Consider the following 19025-nt stretch of genomic DNA (forward strand, 5'->3'; position numbering starts at 1 on the left):
CCGTGGTGCAAGTCGTTCTTCGGGTGTCAGCGTCATTGCCATCACCTCGAAAGGCCTCACCCCATGACCACGATTCTCGTCACCGGCGCCACCGGACAGCTCGGCCGCCTCGCCATCGACTCGCTCCTCGCGCGCGCAGTCGCGCCCTCCGACGTCGTGGCCCTCGTGCGTGACCCCGCCCAGGCCGCCGACATCGCCGACCGAGGCGTCGAGATTCGCGTCGGCACCTTCGAGGACCCGGCCTCCCTCGACGCTGCCTTCGCCGGCGTCAACCGCGTCCTCTTCATCTCGGGCAGCGAGGTCGGGCAGCGCGTGGCCCAGCACCAGAACGTCATCGACGCCGCCGCCCGCGCGAACGTCGAGCTCGTCGCCTACACGAGCATCGTGCGTGCCGACACCTCTCCACTCGCTCTCGCCGCCGAGCACAAGGCCACCGAGAAGGCACTCGCGGCGTCAGGTCTGCCGACGGCGCTCCTGCGCAACTCCTGGTACGTCGAGAACTACACCGCCCAGATCCCTGTGCAGCTCGAGCACGGTGTCGTCCTCGGTGCAGCGGGCGAGGGACGTGTCAGCGCGGCCACTCGCGCCGACTACGCCGAGGCCGCAGCCGCTGTCATCACGGCAAACGACCAGGCCGGGCAGGTCTACGAGCTGGGCTCCGACGACGCGTTCACGATGGGGGAGTATGCCGCCGCGCTGTCCGTCGCGACGAGCACCCCTGTGACCTATCGCGATCTGTCCGTGGCCGACTACAGCGCCGCCCTGGTCGGGGCCGGCCTGCCGCAGGGCTACGCCGACCTGCTCGCCTCGAGCGACGACGGACTCAAGCAGGGTGGGCTCCTCGTCGAGTCCGGGGACCTGTCGCGGCTCATCGGCCGCCCGACGACGTCCCTCCACGAGGCGCTCAAGGCCGCCCTCGTCTGACTTCTTGTCCGAGTTCTGGTCCGAGCCGTCGCGCGGCGGCCACGAAATGATTCGAGGCCGCCGCGCGTTGGAAGGTACAGTTCGAAGACACAACTGAACAGCGTGGGATGAGCCCCCTCACGGGGGTGATCGGTTTCGACATTGATCGGCAGGTCAAGGGAAGCGGGTCGAGGATGCACGGTTATCTCGTTAACGATCCGTGCAAACCAATAGGTGCCAACTCCAAGCGCACCGACTTCGCCCTCGCCGCCTGAGCGAGCTCCGAAGTCCGTCAGCCTGAGCTAGATCTCGACTCAGTGCCTGGCGCCATCTAGAGAACTGGCTGCGTCACTCTTGTCGGGGGGTGGCGTGGGACTTAATCCGACTGGGCCTGTCAGGGAACGTGTGCGCGCGAGCCCTGGGGCCGAGAAATTCCTTAGCGCACTGCACCCGGAGAAGTCTTGGTTTCCCGTCAGTGGACGCGGGTTCGATTCCCGCCACCTCCACCACCGTGGTCATCCCACCATCATCGACACCCGGTCGGTCAGCAACGCTGATCGCACCGGGTGTTCGTGTGTCCGGGGGTTCGTGTCCGCACCCGCCCATGTGTGACGATCGCGTATGCCGTCCGCACACTCCCAGCGCACCCCACCACGCGAGGACGAGCAGGTCGGCACCCGTGACCTGGCCCAATGGCGTTCTGCCGCAGGCCGACTCGTCGCCGGGTGGCTGGTGCACATCGCGGAGGTCATCGGCCGGGCCGCGCGCTGGTCGGCTGCCAACGTTGCCCTGGTCCTCACTGTCGGGATCGGCCTCGCCCTCGCGTGGGGGTTCACCGGGCTCTCGGCCGAGGTCTATGAGGACGTCGTCGACAAGGACGGCATCGCGATGATCGACCAGCCGGTCCTGGATGCCGCGGTGCGAGCCCGCACACCTCTGACCGCGCAGCTGGCCACCGACTTCACCGACCTCGGCGGCAAGGTGGGTATGCCGGTCATCGCCGTTGTCGTGGCCGTCGCCATCGCGCTGGCGTGGCGTCGCTGGACTCCGCTGATCCTCATGGCGATCGCCAGCGTGGGTTCGCTCCTCATCACCGTGTCGGGCAAGGAGCTCACGGGACGCGCGCGGCCACCGCAGGCGCTCGCGGTGCCGCCCTATGAGACCTCGGCGAGCTTTCCTTCGGGGCACACACTGAACGCGACCGTGGTCCTGGGTCTCACGGCATACCTGCTCGTTGTCTGGGCGCGACGAAAGCGGTGGCGGGTGCTGGCCGTCGTGACACTCGGCATCCTCATCGTGGCGATGGGGCTGTCACGCGTCTTCCTCGGTCATCACTGGCTCACCGACGTCGTCGCCGGCTGGGCCATCGGGCTCGGCTGGCTGGCGAGCGTCATCACCGGTCACCGGGTGATGATCACGCTGGATCGACGGCGTCGCTCTCGGTCGACGGCCGCGTGACTCCGGCGATGTCGAGCGCCCACGCCTCGCCATCGCGACGGAAGCCGAGCTTCTCGTAGTAGGCGCCCACCATGGCGTCAGGGGTGCGAATGGTGCGCCAGCCGTGGCCGGCGAAGAGGCCGCTGTGGCGCCAGACGAACTCGCCGGGAGTGAAGTCGCGGTAGCGCTCGGTCACGTAGTCGAGCTCGACCTGTCCCACACCGTCACCAGCATCGCGGACGACGACGACGCCGACGGTCTCGTGCCCGTGGAGGACGAGGTAGGCGAAACGCCCGGCTGATTCGGTGACCCCGCTGAAGCCGGGGTTGAACTTCGCGATGTCGCCGTGCTGGACCTCGAGGAAGTGCTGCACGTAGGCGTCGTCCTCCTTGACCTCGATGACCGCGAACGCGCTCGCGTCGTTCTTCTCGCGCAGCATCCTGGCGATGAACCAGAGGTTGATCGCGGAGAGGACGATGTTCATCGCGACCATCGGCCAGATGCCGAGGACGGCGTTGAAGACGATGAGGATGACGCAGGCCACGGTGTTGAGGAGGCGCAGGCGCAGGATGCGCGCCTGCAGGAGCGAGAAGACGAGCAGCGCCGACCCGAACCAGCCGAGGGCGTCGACCCAGCTCAAGCCAGTTCCCAACGGACGGTCACGGTCGTGGAGATCGCCTGGGTGCCCCCCTCGATCGGCATGGAGCCGGCCATGTCGGCCGAGCGGGCGTACATCGGTCGCGGAATCTGGTCGGCGACTCCGCCTTCGTGGATGTGGATGACCTTGCCGAGCTCAGTGCCAGCGAGGCGGGCGAACTGGGCGGCGCGGGTGCGCGCATCCTCGAAGGCCGCATCGCGTGCTGCGGCGACTGCCTCGTCGGTCTGGTCGGCGGCCATCTCGATCCCGTCGACGGCCAGGGCGTCGCCTGCGGCTCCGGCCAGGGCCTGGAGGAGGTCGCCGACGCGGTCACGATCGCGGACCGTGAGTCGGAACGCCTGGTATGCCGTGTAGCCGATGACCTTGCGGCCGTTGTTGTCGTGGCGAGGGTGGATCCCGACGTCGTCGGTGCGGCGGTCACGCGCCTCGATGCCGTGGTCGGAGGCCGCCTGCAGTGCCGCGGCGGTGCGGCTGGACGACTCCGTCAGGGCGGAGGCGACATCCTTGGCATCGGACTGCACGCGGGCCCTCACGATGACGAGGTCGGGGACGACGTGGCTCGCTCCGCGGCCGGTGACTTCGACGTGATCGGTCATGGGGGCAACTGTAGGTCCGCTGACGTGGTGGGGTGGGCGCGTTCACCACGCCTGTGCTCTATGAACACAATGCGACCGAACTCGTCAGTAGCGGGTTGAATCGTGTCCATGCCCGCACTGCCGTCTGCCGCGAACTCCGTCACCGTCCGACTGATCGCCCCCGCGCGAGCCACCGCCGTCAGCGAGCTCACCAGCGTCGTGGAGCAGGCAGGGGGAGTGGTGACCGGCCTCGACGTCACGGCGTCCGGTCACGAACGCATCCGGGTCGACGTGACCCTCATGACGCGCGACCCGGGCCACGCCGACGAGATCGTCGAACGCATGCGCACGGTCGAGGGTGTCGAGATCGGCAAGGTCTCGGACCGCACCTTCCTCATGCACCTGGGCGGCAAGCTGAGCATCGAGTCCAAGGTCCCGATCCGCAACCGTGACGACCTGTCCCTCATCTACACCCCGGGTGTCGCCCGCGTCTGCCTCGCGATCGCCGCGAACCCCGAGGACGCGCGTCGCCTGACGATCAAGCGCAACACGGTCGCCGTCGTCACCGATGGCACCGCCGTCCTGGGCCTGGGCGACATCGGCCCGCTCGCTGCCCTGCCGGTCATGGAGGGCAAGGCCGCACTGTTCAAGCGTTTTGCCGACATCGACGCCTTCCCGATCTGCCTCGACACGACCGACACCGAGGAGATCATCACCGCGGTCAAGGCCATCTCTCCCGTCTTCGCCGGCATCAACCTCGAGGACATCTCGGCGCCGCGCTGCTTCGAGATCGAGGCCCGGCTGCGCGAGGAACTCGACATCCCCGTCTTCCACGACGACCAGCACGGCACCGCGATCGTCTGCCTCGCGGCCATGCGCAACGCGCTCGCCGTCGTCGGCAAGAAGCTCGAGGAGGTCACGCTCGTCATGAGTGGCGCCGGCGCTGCCGGCACTGCGATCCTCAAGCTGCTTCTGTATGCCGGTCTGCGCAACGTCGTGGTGGCCGACTACCACGGCGTCATCCACAAGGACCGTGACGACGTCGTGTCGGGGGAGCACCCCAACCAGGCGTGGATCGCCGAGAACACCAACCCGCAGGGACTCTCCGGCACGCTCGTCGAGGCCCTTGCCGGCGCCGACGTCTTCCTCGGCGTCTCGGCGCCCAACATCCTCACCGGCGAGGACATCGCGACGATGGCCCACGACGCCGTCGTGTTCGCGATGGCCAACCCGACGCCCGAGGTCGACCCGATCGAGGCGTCCAAGTACGCAGCTGTCGTCGCGACCGGTCGCTCGGACTTCTCGAACCAGATCAACAACGTCCTCGTCTTCCCCGGTGTGTTCCGCGGGCTGCTCGACTCGGGTTCCAAGGTGCTCACGCCCGAGGTGCTCCTCGCGGCTGCCGACGCGCTCGCTGCCGTGGTCAAGGACGAGGAGCGCAACGCGACCTACATCATCCCGAGCGTCTTCCACCCGGACGTGGCTGGCGTCGTGGCCGCTGCCGTCTCCAAGGCCGCGCTGGCCGCTGCCGGTGCTGTTGCGGTTCCCCAGGAGCCAGACGCGTCACTGTCGGCATCCACCACCGCGTTGGCGTGACGGTCGATCGGTCTCGCCGCTGGTCCTACGCGCCGGTCCTCGTGGCCGTGGTGCTCCAGTTCGTCCTGCTCTATTCGCCGTCCGGTGGGGGCGCCTCGCCGTTCCCGAACTTCGACAAGCTGGTCCACTGCTCGATCTTCGCGTTGCCCGTGTTCTTCGCGTTGCTGGCCCGCTTGCCGTGGGTGCCCGTCATCGCCGTGCTGGCGTTGCACGCTCCGGTGAGCGAGCTCCTCCAGTGGGCCCTGCTGCCGCACCGTTCGGGTGACCCGTGGGACGTCGTCGCCGACCTCGTCGGGATGGCGCTCGGAGCCGCCGCGGCCCACCTCGCCCTGAACAGGGAGCAGACCGAACGCTGGTAGGATGGACCCTTGCGCCACTTCCGGCGCCCGCGTTCCAGCCCGTTGAATCTCGTTGACACAGACGTCGCGTGGAGGGCCGTATACGCCCCCACCATCGACTCGGATCGAGTGATTCAGCATGCCCAAGAAGATTTCCTCAGGCGGCAAGAAGCCGCGTTGGACCTCGTCGCAGAAGTCTGCGGCGCAGTCCAAGGGTCCCAAGAAGACCCACCGCGGTCAGCCCGAAGGCCCCCGCACCAAGGCGCCCCGCGCCGAGCGCAGCCCCCGCTGGGACCGCGAGGACCGAGGCGCCCGCCCCGAGCGTGGTGCCCGCCCCGACAGTGCAGCCCGCCCCGAGCGTCGCGACGACCGTTCCGACTCGCGTGGCGACAGCCGCAGTGGCTACCAGGGTCGGGACACGCGTTCCGACTCTCGTGGCGACAGCCGCGGCGAGCGTCCCGCCTACGGCCAGCGTCGTGACGACCGCAGTTCCTCGGCTCCTCGTCGTGACGACCGTTCCGACTCCCGTGGTGGCTACCAGGGCAACCGCTCCGATTCCCGTCCGGACTCGCGCGGTGGCTACCAGGGTCGCGACAGCCGCACCGACAGCCGCACCGACAGTCGCCCCGACTCTCGTGGCGGCTACCAGGGTCGTGACGACCGTGGCGCCTCGGCACCCCGTCGTGACGACCGTGGCGACCGGCCCGACCGCGGTGACCGCCCGGCATACGGCAGCCCCGACCGCGGCGAGCGCAACGCGCGCCCCGGATACGCAGGCCCCCGTCGCGACGACCGCGGCAGCCGCCCCACCTCCAACTACGGCGAACGCCGCGACGGCCGACCGCCGTTCCGTCGTGACAGCGACACCCCTGCGCGTCGCGTTGCCGACCCGGTGCGTCGTGACCGCCACGAGGGCCGTCATTTCGACGAGCGTCGCCACGACCTGCCCGAGCAGCGCACCTTCGAAGAGGCCGAGGCCGAGCGCGCCCAGGCCGACACCTGGGTGAAGTACGAGTCCAAGAAGGGCACCGGCCCGGCCGAGGTCACGCAGGAGAACGGCTTCGCCAGGCTCGGTGTCGACGCCCGTCTCGTGGAGCGCCTCGCCCGCGACGGCATCACCTCGCCGTTCCCGATCCAGGAAGCCACGATCCCCGACGCGCTCGCGGGTCGCGACGTCCTCGGTCGCGGCCAGACCGGCTCGGGCAAGACGCTCGCGTTCGGCCTGCCGACGATCACCCGTCTCGTCGACGGAACTCGCCCCGCGCCCAAGCGACCGCGTGCCCTCATCATGGTGCCGACGCGTGAGCTCGCCATGCAGGTGAGTGACGCCCTCGAGCCGCTCGTCCACGTCACCGGGCTGCGTCACAAGCTCGTCGCCGGGGGCCTGTCCTACGAGCCGCAGGTCCGGGCCCTCAAGAGCGGCATCGACATCCTCGTTGCCACGCCCGGTCGCCTCAACGACCTCATCGAGCGTGGTTCCTGCGAGCTGGACGACGTCCAGGTCGTGATCCTCGACGAGGCCGACCACATGGCCGACATGGGCTTCATGCCCGAGGTCACCGCGATCCTCGACAAGATTCCCGCCGGCGGTCAGCGACTGCTCTTCTCGGCGACGCTCGACAAGGGCATCGACAAGCTCGTCGACCGCTACCTCAGCGACCCGGTCACGCACTCGACCGAGGACGCGCAGGCCAGCGTCACGACGATGAGCCACCACATCATGCTCATCGACCCCAACAACAAGAAGCAGCTCACGGCCGAGCTCGCCTCACGCGCTGGTCGCACCGTGGTCTTCGTGCGCACCCAGCTCGGCGCCGACCGCATTGCCCGCGAGCTGCGGGAGAAGGGCGTCCTCGCGGCGGCCATCCACGGTGGTCTGTCGCAGAACCTGCGCAACCGCGCGCTCGGCGCCTTCCGTGACGGATCGCTGCCCGTGCTCGTCGCCACCGACGTCGCCGCCCGCGGCATCCACGTCGATGACATCGGTCTCGTCCTGCAGGCCGACCCGCCCGCGGACCACAAGGACTACCTGCACCGCGCTGGCCGCACCGCTCGTGCGGGGGAGAAGGGCACCGTCGTGACCTTCGCCCTCCCGCACCAGAAGCGGACGATGGCCCGTCTCGCCGAGGCTGCTGGCCTGGACGTCGAGCCCATCCGCGTCATCCCCGGTGACCACAACGTCGAGGCCGCCGGCGGACGTATGCCGTCCGGTGTCCCCGTGGCCGACCACGTCTGGATGCCGCTCCTCGAGGCCAAGGAGCAGCGTGGCCGTCGTCCCGGTGGCCCGCCGCGTCGTTTCCAGGGTGCCTCGCGTGGCTACCAGGGCGGGTCGGGTGGCGGCTCCGGCGCTCCTCGCGGTGGCGAACGCCGGGGTGCCGGCAGCCGCGCGGGTGGCCGTGCAGAATGGAACCGTGGACGCTGACAGCACGACGGGACGACTTCTCGTCTCCACCCCGCAGCTCGATGACGGGGTGTTTCACCGCAGCGTGATCCTCGTGCTCCAACACGACGACAACGGCGCCCAAGGGGTTGTGCTCAACAAGCCCCTGGGCGCCGATGTCGATTCCGTGCTGCCCGGGTGGGGTGAGCACATCGCCTCGCCGCAGACGCTCTTCCAGGGTGGCCCGGTCCAGCTGGACTCGGCTCTGGCACTGGCCACCTTCCGCGGCGAGGCGGAGCCACCTGGGAGCAAGTGGCTCTTCGGCTCGTTCGCGATCGTCGACCTCGACACCCCGCCCACGCTCGTCATGCCGGAGGTGGGCGGCCTGCGGATCTTTGCCGGGTATGCCGGGTGGTCCAGTGGGCAGCTCGAGGGCGAGTTGCGTCGTGGCTCGTGGATGGTCGTCGACTCCCAGTCCGATGACCTGCTCACCGGGGACCCCGGCCACCTGTGGGAGCAGGTGCTCCGTCGCCAACGCGGCGAACTGGCCTTCGTCGCCTACTTCCCGTCGGACCCCGAGCTCAACTGAAGCCCAGTGACCCGACGTACTCTGGACGGGTGAGTGACCCACTGACGCCCATGAGCGACCCCAACGCCCCCCAACAGCAGCCGTCCGGACCCTCGACGAGGACGGCCCTGCTCGAGCGCGAGGAGACCATCCCGCAGGTCCAGGAGCCCGGCGACCACGAGCGCTTCTCGCACTACGTGCGCAAGGAGAAGATCCTCGAGTCCGCCATGTCCGGCGAACCGGTGACGGCCCTGTGCGGCAAGGTCTGGGTTCCCGGTCGCGACCCCAAGAAGTTCCCGGTGTGCCCGGAGTGCAAGGAGATCTACGAAGGCCTGCGCAAGCCCCAGGACGGCGGCGAGTGACCCAGATCGACTTTGCCAAACCTTGACCGAGTCATGGAACTTCTGTGGTATCCGTGGGTCCGGCGGCGTCGCTAGGTTCGGGAGATCCAGACCTCACAGGGGTTTGTGCAAACCGAAAGGGACACCACATGTCTGTTCGTCCAATGCGCTCCGTCGCGATCCTCGCGGCCTCGATCCTGTCCGCGGCAAGCCTGGGGCTCGGGGTCTCCAGCGCGTCCGCCATCCAGACGGCCGGTGAGAGCAGCGTCAAGGCCGAGTGCGCCACCGACGTTCACGCCGACCAGGTCGCCGGTCGCAGCGCCGGGCGCGCCCGCGACCCGCACGACGTCACGCCCGCGCAGGCCAAGGCCATGGAGTCCCAGCTCGCCAAGGCGCTGGCCGCCAAGGGACTCGAGCGCAACGCCTCCGGTGAGGCCAGGAGGCCCGGCGGCGGCGGCGCCTTCGCCCCGGCGGTCATCGACGTCTACTGGCACACGATCACCGACGGCTCCAAGGGTGTGCTGAGCGCGAGCGAGATCAACGGACAGATCAGCGTCCTCAACGCGGCATACTCCGGCTCGGGTTTCTCCTTCGCCCTCAAGGGGACGACGACGACGAACAACGCGACCTGGTACAACGGGCTCGACCACGGCAGCACGGCTGAGCGCAACATGAAGTCCGCGCTCTACACGGGTGACAAGTCGGATCTCAACATCTACACGGCCAACCTCGCCAGCAACCTTCTCGGCTGGGCGACCTTCCCGACGAAGCGGACGACCTACATGGACGGCGTCGTCATCCTCGACGAGAGCCTGCCCGGCGGCACGGCCTCGCCCTACAACCTGGGCGACACGGCCACCCACGAGATCGGCCACTGGCTGAACCTCTACCACACGTTCCAGGGCGGCTGCTCGGACACCGCGGGTGACTACGTCACCGACACCCCCGCCGAGGCCAGCCCTGCGTCGGGTTGCCCCACCGGTCGTGACACGTGCACCCTGCCCGGTCTCGACCCGATCAAGAACTTCATGGACTACACCACCGACGTCTGCATGGACCACTTCTCCACGGGCCAGGTGACGCGCATGCAGAGCGCGTGGGTGGCCTTCCGCGGCTGATCCAACGCTCCCGCGAGTTCCGTTACGGGACAAGCACATCACTGAGGGCCCGTCCGTGAGGCGGGCCCTCGGCATGTCGTCCCGCAAACCTCGTTACCCTTGCGGAGCCGATGAGTACCTCTGCTGCCAGCCACCTCAGTCCCGCCTTCCCCGAGCGGGCCGCGTGGGGTACCGCCGCAAAGTTGCGCGCCTGGCAGCAGGACGCCCTCACGGCATACCTCGAGGCGGACGCCAAGGACTTCCTCGCGGTCGCGACGCCAGGAGCAGGCAAGACGACCTACGCCCTGCGGATCGCCGCGGAGCTGCTCGAGAGCGGCGAGGTCAAGGCCATCACGGTCATTGCGCCGACCGAGCACCTCAAGACGCAGTGGTCCGAGGCTGCGGCCCGCGTGGGCATCCAGCTCGACCCGAAGTTCTCCAACTCCACCGCAGTTCACTCTCACGAGTACGACGGTGTCGCCCTGACCTACGCCCAGGTCGCGGCACGCCCGGACCTCCACCAGCGCCGGACCGAGGCGACCCCGACCTTCGTCATCCTCGACGAGATCCACCACGGCGGTGACGCCCGCAGCTGGGGTGACGCGATCCGCGTGGCCTTCACGCCGGCGACGCGGCGGCTCTCGCTCACGGGGACGCCGTTCCGCTCGGACTCCAACCCGATCCCGTTCGTGCGCTACGAGATGGACGAGGCCGGGATCGTCCGCTCCGCGGCCGACTACACCTACGGGTATGCCGCCGCCCTGCGTGACGCTGTCGTCCGACCCGTGCTCTTCCTCGCCTACGGCGGCGCGATGCGCTGGCGGACCAAGGCCGGTGACGAGATCGCCGCCCGCCTCGGCGAGCCACTCACCAAGGACCAGACGGCCCACGCCTGGCGCACGGCGCTGGACCCCAAGGGGGAGTGGGTGCCGTCAGTGCTCGCCGCGGCCGACAAGCGCCTCACCGAGGTCCGTCGCCACGTGCCCGACGCCGGTGGCCTCGTCATTGCGACGAACCAGACGACGGCCCGCGCCTACGCCAAGATCCTCCACTCGATCACCGGGGAGAAGACCACGGTCGTCCTCTCCGACGACACCGGGTCGAGCCAGCGGATCGAGGAGTATGCCGCGAGCGACTCGCGCTGGATGGTCGCCGTTCGCATGGTGTCCGAAGGTGTCGACGTGCCCCGGCTCTGCGTCGGGGTCTATGCCACGTCGACGTCCACCCCGCTCTTCTTCGCGCAGGCGGTCGGCCGCTTCGTGCGCGCCCGCAAGCGGGGCGAGACCGCCTCAGTCTTCCTGCCGTCGGTGCCCACGATCCTTGAGCACGCCGCGTCGATGGAGCTCGAGCGCGACCATGCCCTCAACCGCAAGAGCGACCCCGAGGCCGAGGCGTCGATGTGGGCCGAGGAGGAGGGGCTCATCGCGGCTGCCAACCGCACCGACAAGACGATGGGTCTGGAGGAGGAGAGCTTCGAGGCGCTCGAGTCCGATGCGCACTTCGACCACGTGCTCTTCGACGCGCAGCAGTTCGGGCTGCACGCCGATGTCGGGTCAGATGAGGAGCAGGACTACTTGGGTCTTCCGGGGTTGCTCGAACCTGACCAGGTGTCGGCCCTGTTGCACGAACGACAGGCCAAGCAGTCCAACGCGACCGGTCGCAAGCCGCGCGCCTCGGAGGCGCCGATCTCGGCGCACCGTGCGCTCGCAGCGCAACGCAAGGAACTCAACCAGCTCGTCGCGGCATACGCCAAGAAGAGCGGAGCTCCCCACGCCAACGTGCACATGGAGCTCCGACGGGCATGTGGCGGACCGGAACTCGCGGCCGCGACGTCCGAGCAGGTCGCCGGCCGCATCGACAAGCTGAGGCTCTGGTTCGTCGGTCGCAGGTGAAGCAGGTCTCATCACGGTGACGGGGAGTCCTCCCCATCGCGGAGTCTGACCTTTTCTCGTAGCGTGTTGGGCGACCATGACACGTGGATGACGGAGGGGATGACGTGGCCATCGAGGTCAACTATGCAGGCATGCGGGGACTGAAATCTGCCGCGGATCTCAACGCGGGGTACCTCGAAGCAGTCCATACGTTCGTGACGAGCAACTGCGACAACGCTGAGGCGTTCACGGGGTTCCTCGGGCTGTTCAAGGGCCAGTACAAAGAGGCGTACACCACGGCGGAGTCGAGCTTGTCGAAAGGTGTGTCGAGTGCCACGGCGATCGCGACCAACATCGACAACAACCGCAAGCGTTACCGCAAGCGCGACATCGAGGCATCCACCCGTCTCAAGGGCGTCTCCGTCGACGTGAAGTTCCCGAAGGTCCCGGGGATGACCCCCGACTCCGATCCTCTCGTCTCCAAGACCGACAAGAACGTCTCCAGCGGGTCCGGCCTCGTCGAAGACCTCGATGAGGGCGTGAGTGAACTCGAGAAGGAGAACGGCATCGGGCCCCGTCACCGAGGCCCGGGCCCCGGCAACCCGCTCCCCATCGTCTCGGTCATCGGTGAGGGCGAGTCGCTGGTTGGGACGCTCAAGGACGGCCAGGGCACTGTGAAGGACGAGGGCGACTACGAGAACTTCGAGAACGAGGGGCAGCGATGACCGCCATCACCCTGGAGGACCCCAAGGACCTACTCGTGGCCACGACGGGAGGCGACGCCTACGGGGACATGATCGACACGGCCAAGGGAAACTGCGGCGTCATCCTTCAGGCCATTGACTGGGCCGCGGAGAAGCTCCTGCACTTCTCTCCCATCGAAGCGATCATGTCGCCGATCGCGGGGGACTTCAACGGCGTCGACAGGCTCAAGACGAACTGGCACAACGCCGGGTTGGCCCTGACAGCTGCTGGGAACAACTACGACACCATCGCTGGCGCGACCAACGATGCCTGGGTGGCGCCCGCAGCGGAGTCCGCCGAGTCGAGGATGCGCAAGCATGCCGCCGCACACCGTCGACAGGGCACCGCCTGTGGGCTCATGAGTCGACAGCTGGGCAACATGCTCAAGGCCACGGAACAGGTGGTCAACGCGGCGTGCGGACTTCTGGGCCTCGTCGAGGAATGGGTGGTCACGATGAGCATGGCCAAGCTCGCCAAAGAGATCTTCACGGGGGGCGCAGGGGTCCGCCGCGCCATTCGGCTCATCAACCAGGCCATTGACCTCATCAAGGAACTGGCGAAGTTGCTTCCCGCTCTGTCCGCGGCTGCTGCCGCCGTGGCAACGGCCCTGACCGCGCTGAACAGCATCCTCAGCTTCGCGGCCGCTGTCGACAGCTCGTCAGCAGGCAACCACATCGACGAGACCTCGGACGCAGGCTTCAAGTGACGGACGCGCGGTGGGACGAGGAGGGCGCAGTCTTTGAGGCAGAGGCGGCCCTGCGTCGGCAGGAGGCCGACATCGACGAGATCCTGGCCAAGGTCGGAGAGGCGAACGACCTCATGGCCCGTGCGCGGGCCGAACTCGATGCCGAAGCAGACGACTCCCGTGCTGATCGAGAGCAGGAGGAGAAGGAGGCGCGTGCGGGCGAGTTCGGCTCCGAACGCCGCGAACTTCAGCGTCGGTTGGATCGAGACGAGACCACGTGGGCAGACGTGATGACCGGCAGGGACGACCACCCGAGTGCCGTGGCGTACCGCGGTCAGATCGGTGACGGTCTGCAAAAGGTCGTCGTAGAAGAGAGCGCCAAGGACCCGGAGCTGCGCGACGGCTTGGAACGCATGGCGCAGCACTCCCAGCCGGGAGACCCAGAGGTGAAGGTTCCTGACTGGCCCACAACCGAGACGTCGGGTGATGGCCGGCGTCTTCCGGAGCCGGAGCCGCCACGCCATGACCCGCCCCAGCCGCCCAACTCCTTCGGAACGTGGTGAACCCTGTGAACATTCTCGAAGCAAAGATCGCTGTCAACCAGGTTGCCCTGGTGGTCATCGCCGCCATCATCGCCGCAGCCTTCACCGTGGGTGCATTCAAGACGGGCACGTGGGTATGGCTCGTCGCCATCCCTCTGAACGTCATTGGGGCACTCTTGGTGGTCGTCGGTGGACTTCGACGCAGGGCGACCGGAGGCTCGCGCGGCATGGCGATCTCAGTGCTCGGGGGCCTCTTCATTGTTGGCTCGATCTGGGCGGCATTCATGTTGGGCAATGCCCTCCAGTCTTGAGTCGAGGCCGTGTCCCTCGTTGCCGGCCACCGTGTACGACAGGGAATCTGGATGAGAGTTCGCGATTTCTGGCGCAGCGCCTTGGCCGACAACATCTTCGGCTTCCGCTTCGTCTTCGGCATGTGCGTGTTCTGGTTCGGCCCTCTGATGTTCGCAGCCATGGGCCTCATGGTGCGGCCCAGGAGTTGGTCAATGATCCTGTGGGCCGCTGTTGCGGGATTGGGCTGGGTAGGCGCCTGGTTCGTCATGCTGACCCGACACTTCCGCTCCGAGCCGGGGAAGATTGCCGATCTCACCCCAAGGAAGGGGATGCTCCTTCCGGCCGCATTGATGGTCGGCGGGGTCGTCGGCTGCCTCCTGTCCTTCTGACAGAACTCCAGCCCAGAAGCCCCGGATGTCGCGGTCCCTGTCGTTCTCATCGGGGTGGGTCTGGTGTGGCAAGACACGCTCCCGAGAGATCAGTCGGCCGTGGCGGCAGCGAGTGAGTCGGTTGGTCAGTCGGAGCTGCGCTGGGCCGATGCCTCGACGAGGGGACCGGTGCGATGGTCGAGGTGGGTCACGAGGCACATGGACGTGTTGGCCCGCAGCACGTGGACGTCGTCGATGATCTCGTCGATGACCCGACCGAGGTCCGCGTTGTCGCGCGCGACGACCCGCACGATGAGGTCGCCCACTCCCGTCGTCGAGTGGATCTCGAGCACCTCGGGGATGGCCGCCAGGTGGGCGACGACGGGCGCATGGCCCTGGCGCTGGCGGATCTCGAGCGTGCAGAACGCCGTCACCGGATAGCCGAGGGCCTTGGGGTCGACCTGCGGACCCATGGCCGAGATGATGCCGTTCCCCTGGAGGCGGTCGAGGCGAGCCTGGACCGTGCCTCGCGCGACGCCCAGCTGACGGGAGGCGCCGAGCACCCCCACCGTCGGGTTGTCGGTGAAGAGCGCGATGAGACGCGCGTCCAAGGCGTCGATGCCGTCGGGTCGGATCATGGACACAGTGTCAACCCCATGCCCATGCCAAGGCAACATCATGCGCAGACTGTGCAGCGCGGCGGCATACCGTTGCACATCCTGCGCGGGTCCGACACCCTGCAACCATGACCGACACCACGATCACGAACCCGACCCCGGACGCAGCGTCGCAGCCCACCCCGCTCGACCTCACCCCGCAGGAGCGCGAGGCCAACCTCGATCTCGACCAGCTCAAGCAGCTCGTCGGCCTCGTCGAGTACGACGAGAGCAAGGACCCGTTCCCCGTCACCGGTTGGGATGCGATCGTGTTCGTCGTCGGCAACGCCACGCAGGCTGCGCAGTACTACCAGTCCACGTGGGGCATGGAGCTCGTCGGCTACTCCGGTCCGGAGCACGGCAACCGCGACCACAAGGCCTTCGTCCTCAAGTCCGGCTCGATCCGCTTCGTCCTCAAGGGTGCGGTCAGCCCCGACAGCCCGCTCATCGCGCACCACACCAAGCACGGTGACGGCGTCGTCGACATCTCGCTCGAGGTGCCCGACGTCGACAAGTGCATCGCGCAGGCCAAGGCCGCCGGTGCCCGCGTCGTGCAGGAGCCCGAGACGGTGTCCGACGAGTTCGGCTCCGTGCGCATCGCCGCGATCGCGACCTACGGCGAGACGCGCCACACGCTGGTGCAGCGGACCGTCGACGGTCAGACCTACTCCGGCCCCTACCTCCCCGGCTATGTCGCTCGCACGTCCGGCTTCACCAAGCGTGAGGGTGCGCCGAAGCGTCTCTTCCAGGCGCTCGACCACATCGTCGGCAACGTCGAGCTCGGCAAGATGGACGAGTGGGTGACGTTCTACAACCGCGTCATGGGCTTCGTGAACATGGCCGAGTTCGTCGGCGACGACATCGCCACCGACTACTCCGCGCTGATGTCCAAGGTCGTCGCCAACGGCAACCACCGCGTGAAGTTCCCGCTCAACGAGCCGGCCATCGCCAAGAAGCGCAGCCAGATCGACGAGTACCTCGACTTCTACCAGGGCCCTGGCGCGCAGCACCTCGCCGTTGCGACCAACGACATCTTGGGCACCGTCGACTGGCTCCGTCAGGAGGGCGTGGAGTTCCTCGACACCCCCGACGCCTACTACGACGACCCCGAGATGCGCGCCCGCATCGGTGTGGTCCGCGTGCCGATCGAGGAGCTCAAGTCGCGCAAGATCCTCGTCGACCGTGACGAGGACGGCTACCTCCTGCAGATCTTCACCAAGCCGCTCGGTGACCGACCGACCGTCTTCTTCGAGATCATCGAGCGCCACGGCTCGCTCGGCTTCGGCAAGGGCAACTTCAAGGCGCTCTTCGAGTCCATCGAGCGCGAGCAGGACGCCCGCGGCAACCTCTGAGGCAACCGCTCCACAAACAAACGGCGAGGGTATGCCGGGTGCTCGCCACCTGCGCATACCCTCGCCGTTTGCGTTGTCCGCAGTGGCTCCGCCTATGTCCCGGTCGTCAGGGAGTTGAAGAGCAGGCTGGTCTGGGTGTCGCGGACCCCAGGGATTGCTCGAATGCGTTCGAGGGCGAGGTCGAACTCGGACAGGTTGCTGCAGCGCAGCTGCACGACGAGGTCCCAGGCGCCGGTGGTGGAGTGAAGCAGTTCGACCTCGGGATAGCCGCGGATTTCACGGATGACGTCCTGGCCGCGATGGGGCTCACTCGCCACTGTGGTGACGCCGCGAATCGCGTCGCGGTCGACGTCGTTGCTGAGTCGGATCGTGAAGCCGTCGATGACGCCGGAGTCCACGAGCCGATCGATGCGCGCTGTGACCGTCGACCGGTTGATGCCGAGCTCCCGGGCGAGAACGGCGACCGGAGTGCGGCTGTTGCTGCGAAGGATGCCGATGAGTCGATGGTCGAGTTCGTCAGTCACGCAATCAGCCTATGCGTGCCCGGCAAAGTGACCTCCGACCGGGCACTTCGGCCACAGTCAGGCGATTGCGGCACCACTTTGCCCGGTCGTAGCGTCTCCATCGTCGCCGACGAAGGAGCCACCCATGCCCACACCACCCGCCATGTCATCCACCGAACCCTCGACCGTCAACGCACCCGGCGGCGGCTGCGTCGGGCTGAGTCACTTCGCCGGCCGCGCTGGTGACCACAACGACCTGGCCATGATCGGGTCGCGCGAGCTGGCCGGGGCTCTTGCCACCCGATTCGGGGGAGGGGCAACGGTTGTTGGTACCCCGGAGAAGTCACTCTCGGCGGGCTGGGAGGAAGAATTGGCCGCCGCCATGCCGACCCTGCGGGGGATGGCAGAGCGCCTTGACCAGGTGTTGTGCGCTGGCCTCACGCCAGTGACTGCCTCCGGTCGGTGCGCTGTGGCGCTGGCGACTCTGCCGGTCGTCGCCACTCACCGGCCGGACGCTGTCGTGGTGTGGTTCGACGCGCATGCCGACCTCAACACCCCCGAGAACAGCACCACGGGATACCTCGGCGGACTCGCCTTCAGCGGGCCACTCGGCCTGTGGGATTCCGGCTTGGGTAGCGGCCTCGCGCACCACAATGCGTTGCTCGTGGGGACGCGCGACATCGACCCGGCCGAGCAGCTGGTCATCGACGACGGAGCCGTCACGCTTGTGCCGATGGGGAGGGCCATGGCCGACGAGCTGCGCCGCGCGGTCGCCGGGCGCCCGGTGTACGTGCACATTGACTGTGATGTCCTCGATGCGGGCACGGTCCCCACGGACTACCTCGTCCCCAACGGCATGACCCTCGCGGACCTGTGGGCCACTTCGAGCGTCCTCGCTGAGTCCGAGATCGTCGGCATCGAGATTGGTGAACTCGAGAGCGCTGCCGACCCCTCCACACCACCCGGCTATGTCACCCGCCTGCTCGACGCTCTCGAGCCCCTTCTGCGGGCAGTCGAAGGGCACTGACGAAGCCGGGGGGCTCATGTGACTTGACGCGGCCGGGGCTCACGCGTCTGGAGCCGCAACCCTCAGGATCCCCGCGAGCACTCGACGCAGAGCCTGCCCATCCTCAAGGTCGTCGCCGGTGAGGTGTACAAGGACGTTGTCAGGCTCCAGACCTTCCACACTGAAACGCGCCTCACGATTCTCGGCGTCGAGGTAGATCCAGTAGTCGACACAAGACGGCGGCCATTGATCCTGCCCGTATGAGTCGACGATGCCGCTATCGGGATAGCGATCGGCAAAGAGCAGCGGCTCTGCCTCCCAAAGAAGGGCCGCGATGCCCCCGCTTGGATTCGTCATCACCTGACGAACAAACCCCACGTTCGCCGCCTCGCAAAGGGGATCGCAGACCGCACACACGGACTCAGCCCAAGCGTGGTCCAGCGTGGTTGCCATGGTCGTCAACCTCGTGTCCGGGGGGCTCAGGGCGCGATGACACTGGCCTGGCACCGCCCGCACGGGGATGGATGGTGTCACGGATGTTGACAGTGACGTCATAGTGGTGTCATCATGACGTCATGGAACTCACCCGATATGTCGACTCGCTGCAGCAGCAGCTGGCCGTTGCAGCCGCCGCCGGCGGTCCTGAGGCTGAGGCGGTCGCCGAGCGACTCGCTGCTCTCGACTCCGCCGTGCGACTGACGTTGCAGGAAGCGGTTGTTGATGCCGCAGCCGAGATCACGCTGGCCCTCGCTCCAGGCTCGGTGGACGTCCGCCTCGCCGGGCGAGGGCTGGCATTCGTCGTCACGCCGGCGGCGTCCGAGCCCACGCCTGAGGTGACGTCACCAGTGGCGTCAAGCCCCGCGTCCGAGGAGGGCGACGAGGGCGGGACGTCGCGCATCACCTTCCGGCCCTCCGACCGACTCAAGGGCGACATCGAATCCGCTGCCGAGGCCCAGGGCCTCTCGGTCAACGCCTTCCTCGTCCGCACCCTCACCCTCGCCGTCCGCCAGGGCAGTGCGACCCCGCCCCCGTCAGCCGCCATGGGCGGTACCGGCGGCACGGTCACCACCCCCAAGGGCGGCCAGCGGCTGTCCGGGTGGGCCCAGTGACCTCC

22 protein-coding genes and 1 other RNA gene are annotated in these 19025 nt (G+C 67.9%); 18 read left to right on the top strand and 5 right to left on the bottom strand.

The annotated features are described in order from the left end of the window. Positions 1-63 precede the first annotated feature (63 nt). The 3 genes from ACFQRE_RS14060 (at position 64) to ACFQRE_RS14070 (ending at position 2361) form a co-directional block, all read left to right on the top strand. Positions 64-924 carry an SDR family oxidoreductase gene (locus tag ACFQRE_RS14060; RefSeq protein ID WP_380123361.1) on the top strand — a complete coding sequence of 287 codons (861 nt, stop codon included), beginning with the start codon at positions 64-66 and terminating at the stop codon, positions 922-924. Between the two features lie 121 nt (positions 925-1045). Continuing rightward, positions 1046-1412: a transfer-messenger RNA gene (gene ssrA, locus ACFQRE_RS14065) on the top strand. Positions 1413-1524: 112 nt separating this feature from the next. Further along, on the top strand, positions 1525-2361 hold the full coding sequence (locus ACFQRE_RS14070; RefSeq protein ID WP_380123363.1) for a phosphatase PAP2 family protein: 837 nt from the start codon (positions 1525-1527) through the stop codon (positions 2359-2361). On the opposite strand, the gene ACFQRE_RS14075 is transcribed toward ACFQRE_RS14070, so the two are convergent. Both ACFQRE_RS14075 and ACFQRE_RS14080 read right to left on the bottom strand, forming a co-directional pair. Then, positions 2318-2980, bottom strand: coding sequence for a hypothetical protein (locus tag ACFQRE_RS14075; RefSeq protein WP_380123365.1), 663 nt, complete (start codon positions 2978-2980; stop codon positions 2318-2320). The two genes, ACFQRE_RS14070 and ACFQRE_RS14075, sit on opposite strands and share 44 nt — an antisense overlap. Beyond that, a complete protein-coding gene (locus ACFQRE_RS14080; RefSeq protein WP_380123368.1) occupies positions 2977-3594 on the bottom strand; it encodes an SIMPL domain-containing protein in 618 nt (205 codons plus the stop codon). The genes ACFQRE_RS14075 and ACFQRE_RS14080 overlap by 4 nt, the downstream gene beginning before the upstream one ends. Before the next feature lie 108 nt (positions 3595-3702). On the opposite strand from ACFQRE_RS14080, the gene ACFQRE_RS14085 reads away from it, so the two are divergent. The 12 genes from ACFQRE_RS14085 (at position 3703) to ACFQRE_RS14140 (ending at position 14415) form a co-directional block, all read left to right on the top strand. Then, positions 3703-5169, top strand: a complete 1467-nt coding sequence (locus tag ACFQRE_RS14085; RefSeq protein WP_380123370.1) for an NAD-dependent malic enzyme — start codon at positions 3703-3705, stop codon at positions 5167-5169. Then, complete coding sequence (locus ACFQRE_RS14090; protein ID WP_380123372.1) at positions 5166-5528, top strand: VanZ family protein; 363 nt, start codon at positions 5166-5168, stop codon at positions 5526-5528. The genes ACFQRE_RS14085 and ACFQRE_RS14090 overlap by 4 nt, the downstream gene beginning before the upstream one ends. Positions 5529-5646: 118 nt before the next feature. Beyond that, complete coding sequence (locus tag ACFQRE_RS14095) at positions 5647-7929, top strand: DEAD/DEAH box helicase (protein ID WP_380123374.1); 2283 nt, start codon at positions 5647-5649, stop codon at positions 7927-7929. Continuing rightward, the gene (locus tag ACFQRE_RS14100; protein WP_380123376.1) at positions 7919-8476 is read left to right on the top strand and encodes a YqgE/AlgH family protein; all 558 of its coding nucleotides are present in this window, start codon (positions 7919-7921) and stop codon (positions 8474-8476) included. The genes ACFQRE_RS14095 and ACFQRE_RS14100 overlap by 11 nt, the downstream gene beginning before the upstream one ends. 50 nt (positions 8477-8526) lie before the next feature. Further along, the gene (locus ACFQRE_RS14105) at positions 8527-8817 is read left to right on the top strand and encodes a DUF3039 domain-containing protein (protein ID WP_380124280.1); all 291 of its coding nucleotides are present in this window, start codon (positions 8527-8529) and stop codon (positions 8815-8817) included. A 128-nt stretch (positions 8818-8945) separates the two neighbouring features. After that, positions 8946-9914, top strand: a complete 969-nt coding sequence (locus tag ACFQRE_RS14110) for a zinc metalloprotease (RefSeq protein WP_380123378.1) — start codon at positions 8946-8948, stop codon at positions 9912-9914. A 110-nt stretch (positions 9915-10024) separates the two neighbouring features. Then, the gene (locus tag ACFQRE_RS14115) at positions 10025-11785 is read left to right on the top strand and encodes a DEAD/DEAH box helicase (protein WP_380123380.1); all 1761 of its coding nucleotides are present in this window, start codon (positions 10025-10027) and stop codon (positions 11783-11785) included. Between the two features lie 83 nt (positions 11786-11868). Next, positions 11869-12489, top strand: a complete 621-nt coding sequence (locus ACFQRE_RS14120) for a hypothetical protein (RefSeq protein WP_380123382.1) — start codon at positions 11869-11871, stop codon at positions 12487-12489. After that, positions 12486-13214: a hypothetical protein gene (locus ACFQRE_RS14125; RefSeq protein WP_380123384.1), complete on the top strand. Its 729-nt coding sequence runs from the start codon at positions 12486-12488 to the stop codon at positions 13212-13214. The genes ACFQRE_RS14120 and ACFQRE_RS14125 overlap by 4 nt, the downstream gene beginning before the upstream one ends. Next, complete coding sequence (locus ACFQRE_RS14130) at positions 13211-13756, top strand: hypothetical protein (RefSeq protein WP_380123386.1); 546 nt, start codon at positions 13211-13213, stop codon at positions 13754-13756. The genes ACFQRE_RS14125 and ACFQRE_RS14130 overlap by 4 nt, the downstream gene beginning before the upstream one ends. A 5-nt stretch (positions 13757-13761) precedes the next feature. After that, positions 13762-14046 (top strand): hypothetical protein, encoded by a 285-nt coding sequence (locus ACFQRE_RS14135; RefSeq protein ID WP_380123388.1) that lies wholly within the window; start codon positions 13762-13764, stop codon positions 14044-14046. 51 nt (positions 14047-14097) lie between these two features. Next, positions 14098-14415: a hypothetical protein gene (locus tag ACFQRE_RS14140; RefSeq protein ID WP_380123390.1), complete on the top strand. Its 318-nt coding sequence runs from the start codon at positions 14098-14100 to the stop codon at positions 14413-14415. A 125-nt stretch (positions 14416-14540) separates the two neighbouring features. Here ACFQRE_RS14140 and ACFQRE_RS14145 read toward each other — a convergent pair whose 3' ends face one another. After that, complete coding sequence (locus ACFQRE_RS14145) at positions 14541-15032, bottom strand: Lrp/AsnC family transcriptional regulator (protein WP_380123392.1); 492 nt, start codon at positions 15030-15032, stop codon at positions 14541-14543. Positions 15033-15139: 107 nt separating this feature from the next. Here ACFQRE_RS14145 and hppD point away from each other — a divergent pair, with 107 nt between their 5' ends. Beyond that, positions 15140-16402 carry a 4-hydroxyphenylpyruvate dioxygenase gene (hppD, locus tag ACFQRE_RS14150; RefSeq protein ID WP_380123395.1) on the top strand — a complete coding sequence of 421 codons (1263 nt, stop codon included), beginning with the start codon at positions 15140-15142 and terminating at the stop codon, positions 16400-16402. Between the two features lie 92 nt (positions 16403-16494). On the opposite strand, the gene ACFQRE_RS14155 is transcribed toward hppD, so the two are convergent. Then, positions 16495-16926, bottom strand: coding sequence for an Lrp/AsnC family transcriptional regulator (locus ACFQRE_RS14155; RefSeq protein ID WP_380123397.1), 432 nt, complete (start codon positions 16924-16926; stop codon positions 16495-16497). 124 nt (positions 16927-17050) lie between these two features. Here ACFQRE_RS14155 and ACFQRE_RS14160 point away from each other — a divergent pair, with 124 nt between their 5' ends. Beyond that, a complete protein-coding gene (locus tag ACFQRE_RS14160) occupies positions 17051-17932 on the top strand; it encodes an arginase family protein (protein WP_380123399.1) in 882 nt (293 codons plus the stop codon). Between the two features lie 39 nt (positions 17933-17971). On the opposite strand, the gene ACFQRE_RS14165 is transcribed toward ACFQRE_RS14160, so the two are convergent. Further along, on the bottom strand, positions 17972-18364 hold the full coding sequence (locus tag ACFQRE_RS14165) for a hypothetical protein (protein ID WP_380123401.1): 393 nt from the start codon (positions 18362-18364) through the stop codon (positions 17972-17974). Positions 18365-18486: 122 nt separating this feature from the next. On the opposite strand from ACFQRE_RS14165, the gene ACFQRE_RS14170 reads away from it, so the two are divergent. Continuing rightward, on the top strand, positions 18487-19020 hold the full coding sequence (locus ACFQRE_RS14170; RefSeq protein ID WP_380123403.1) for a histidine kinase: 534 nt from the start codon (positions 18487-18489) through the stop codon (positions 19018-19020). Positions 19021-19025 lie beyond the last annotated feature (5 nt).

This window comes from Knoellia pratensis (assembly GCF_042666395.1).
GTDB lineage: Bacteria > Actinomycetota > Actinomycetes > Actinomycetales > Dermatophilaceae > Knoellia > Knoellia pratensis.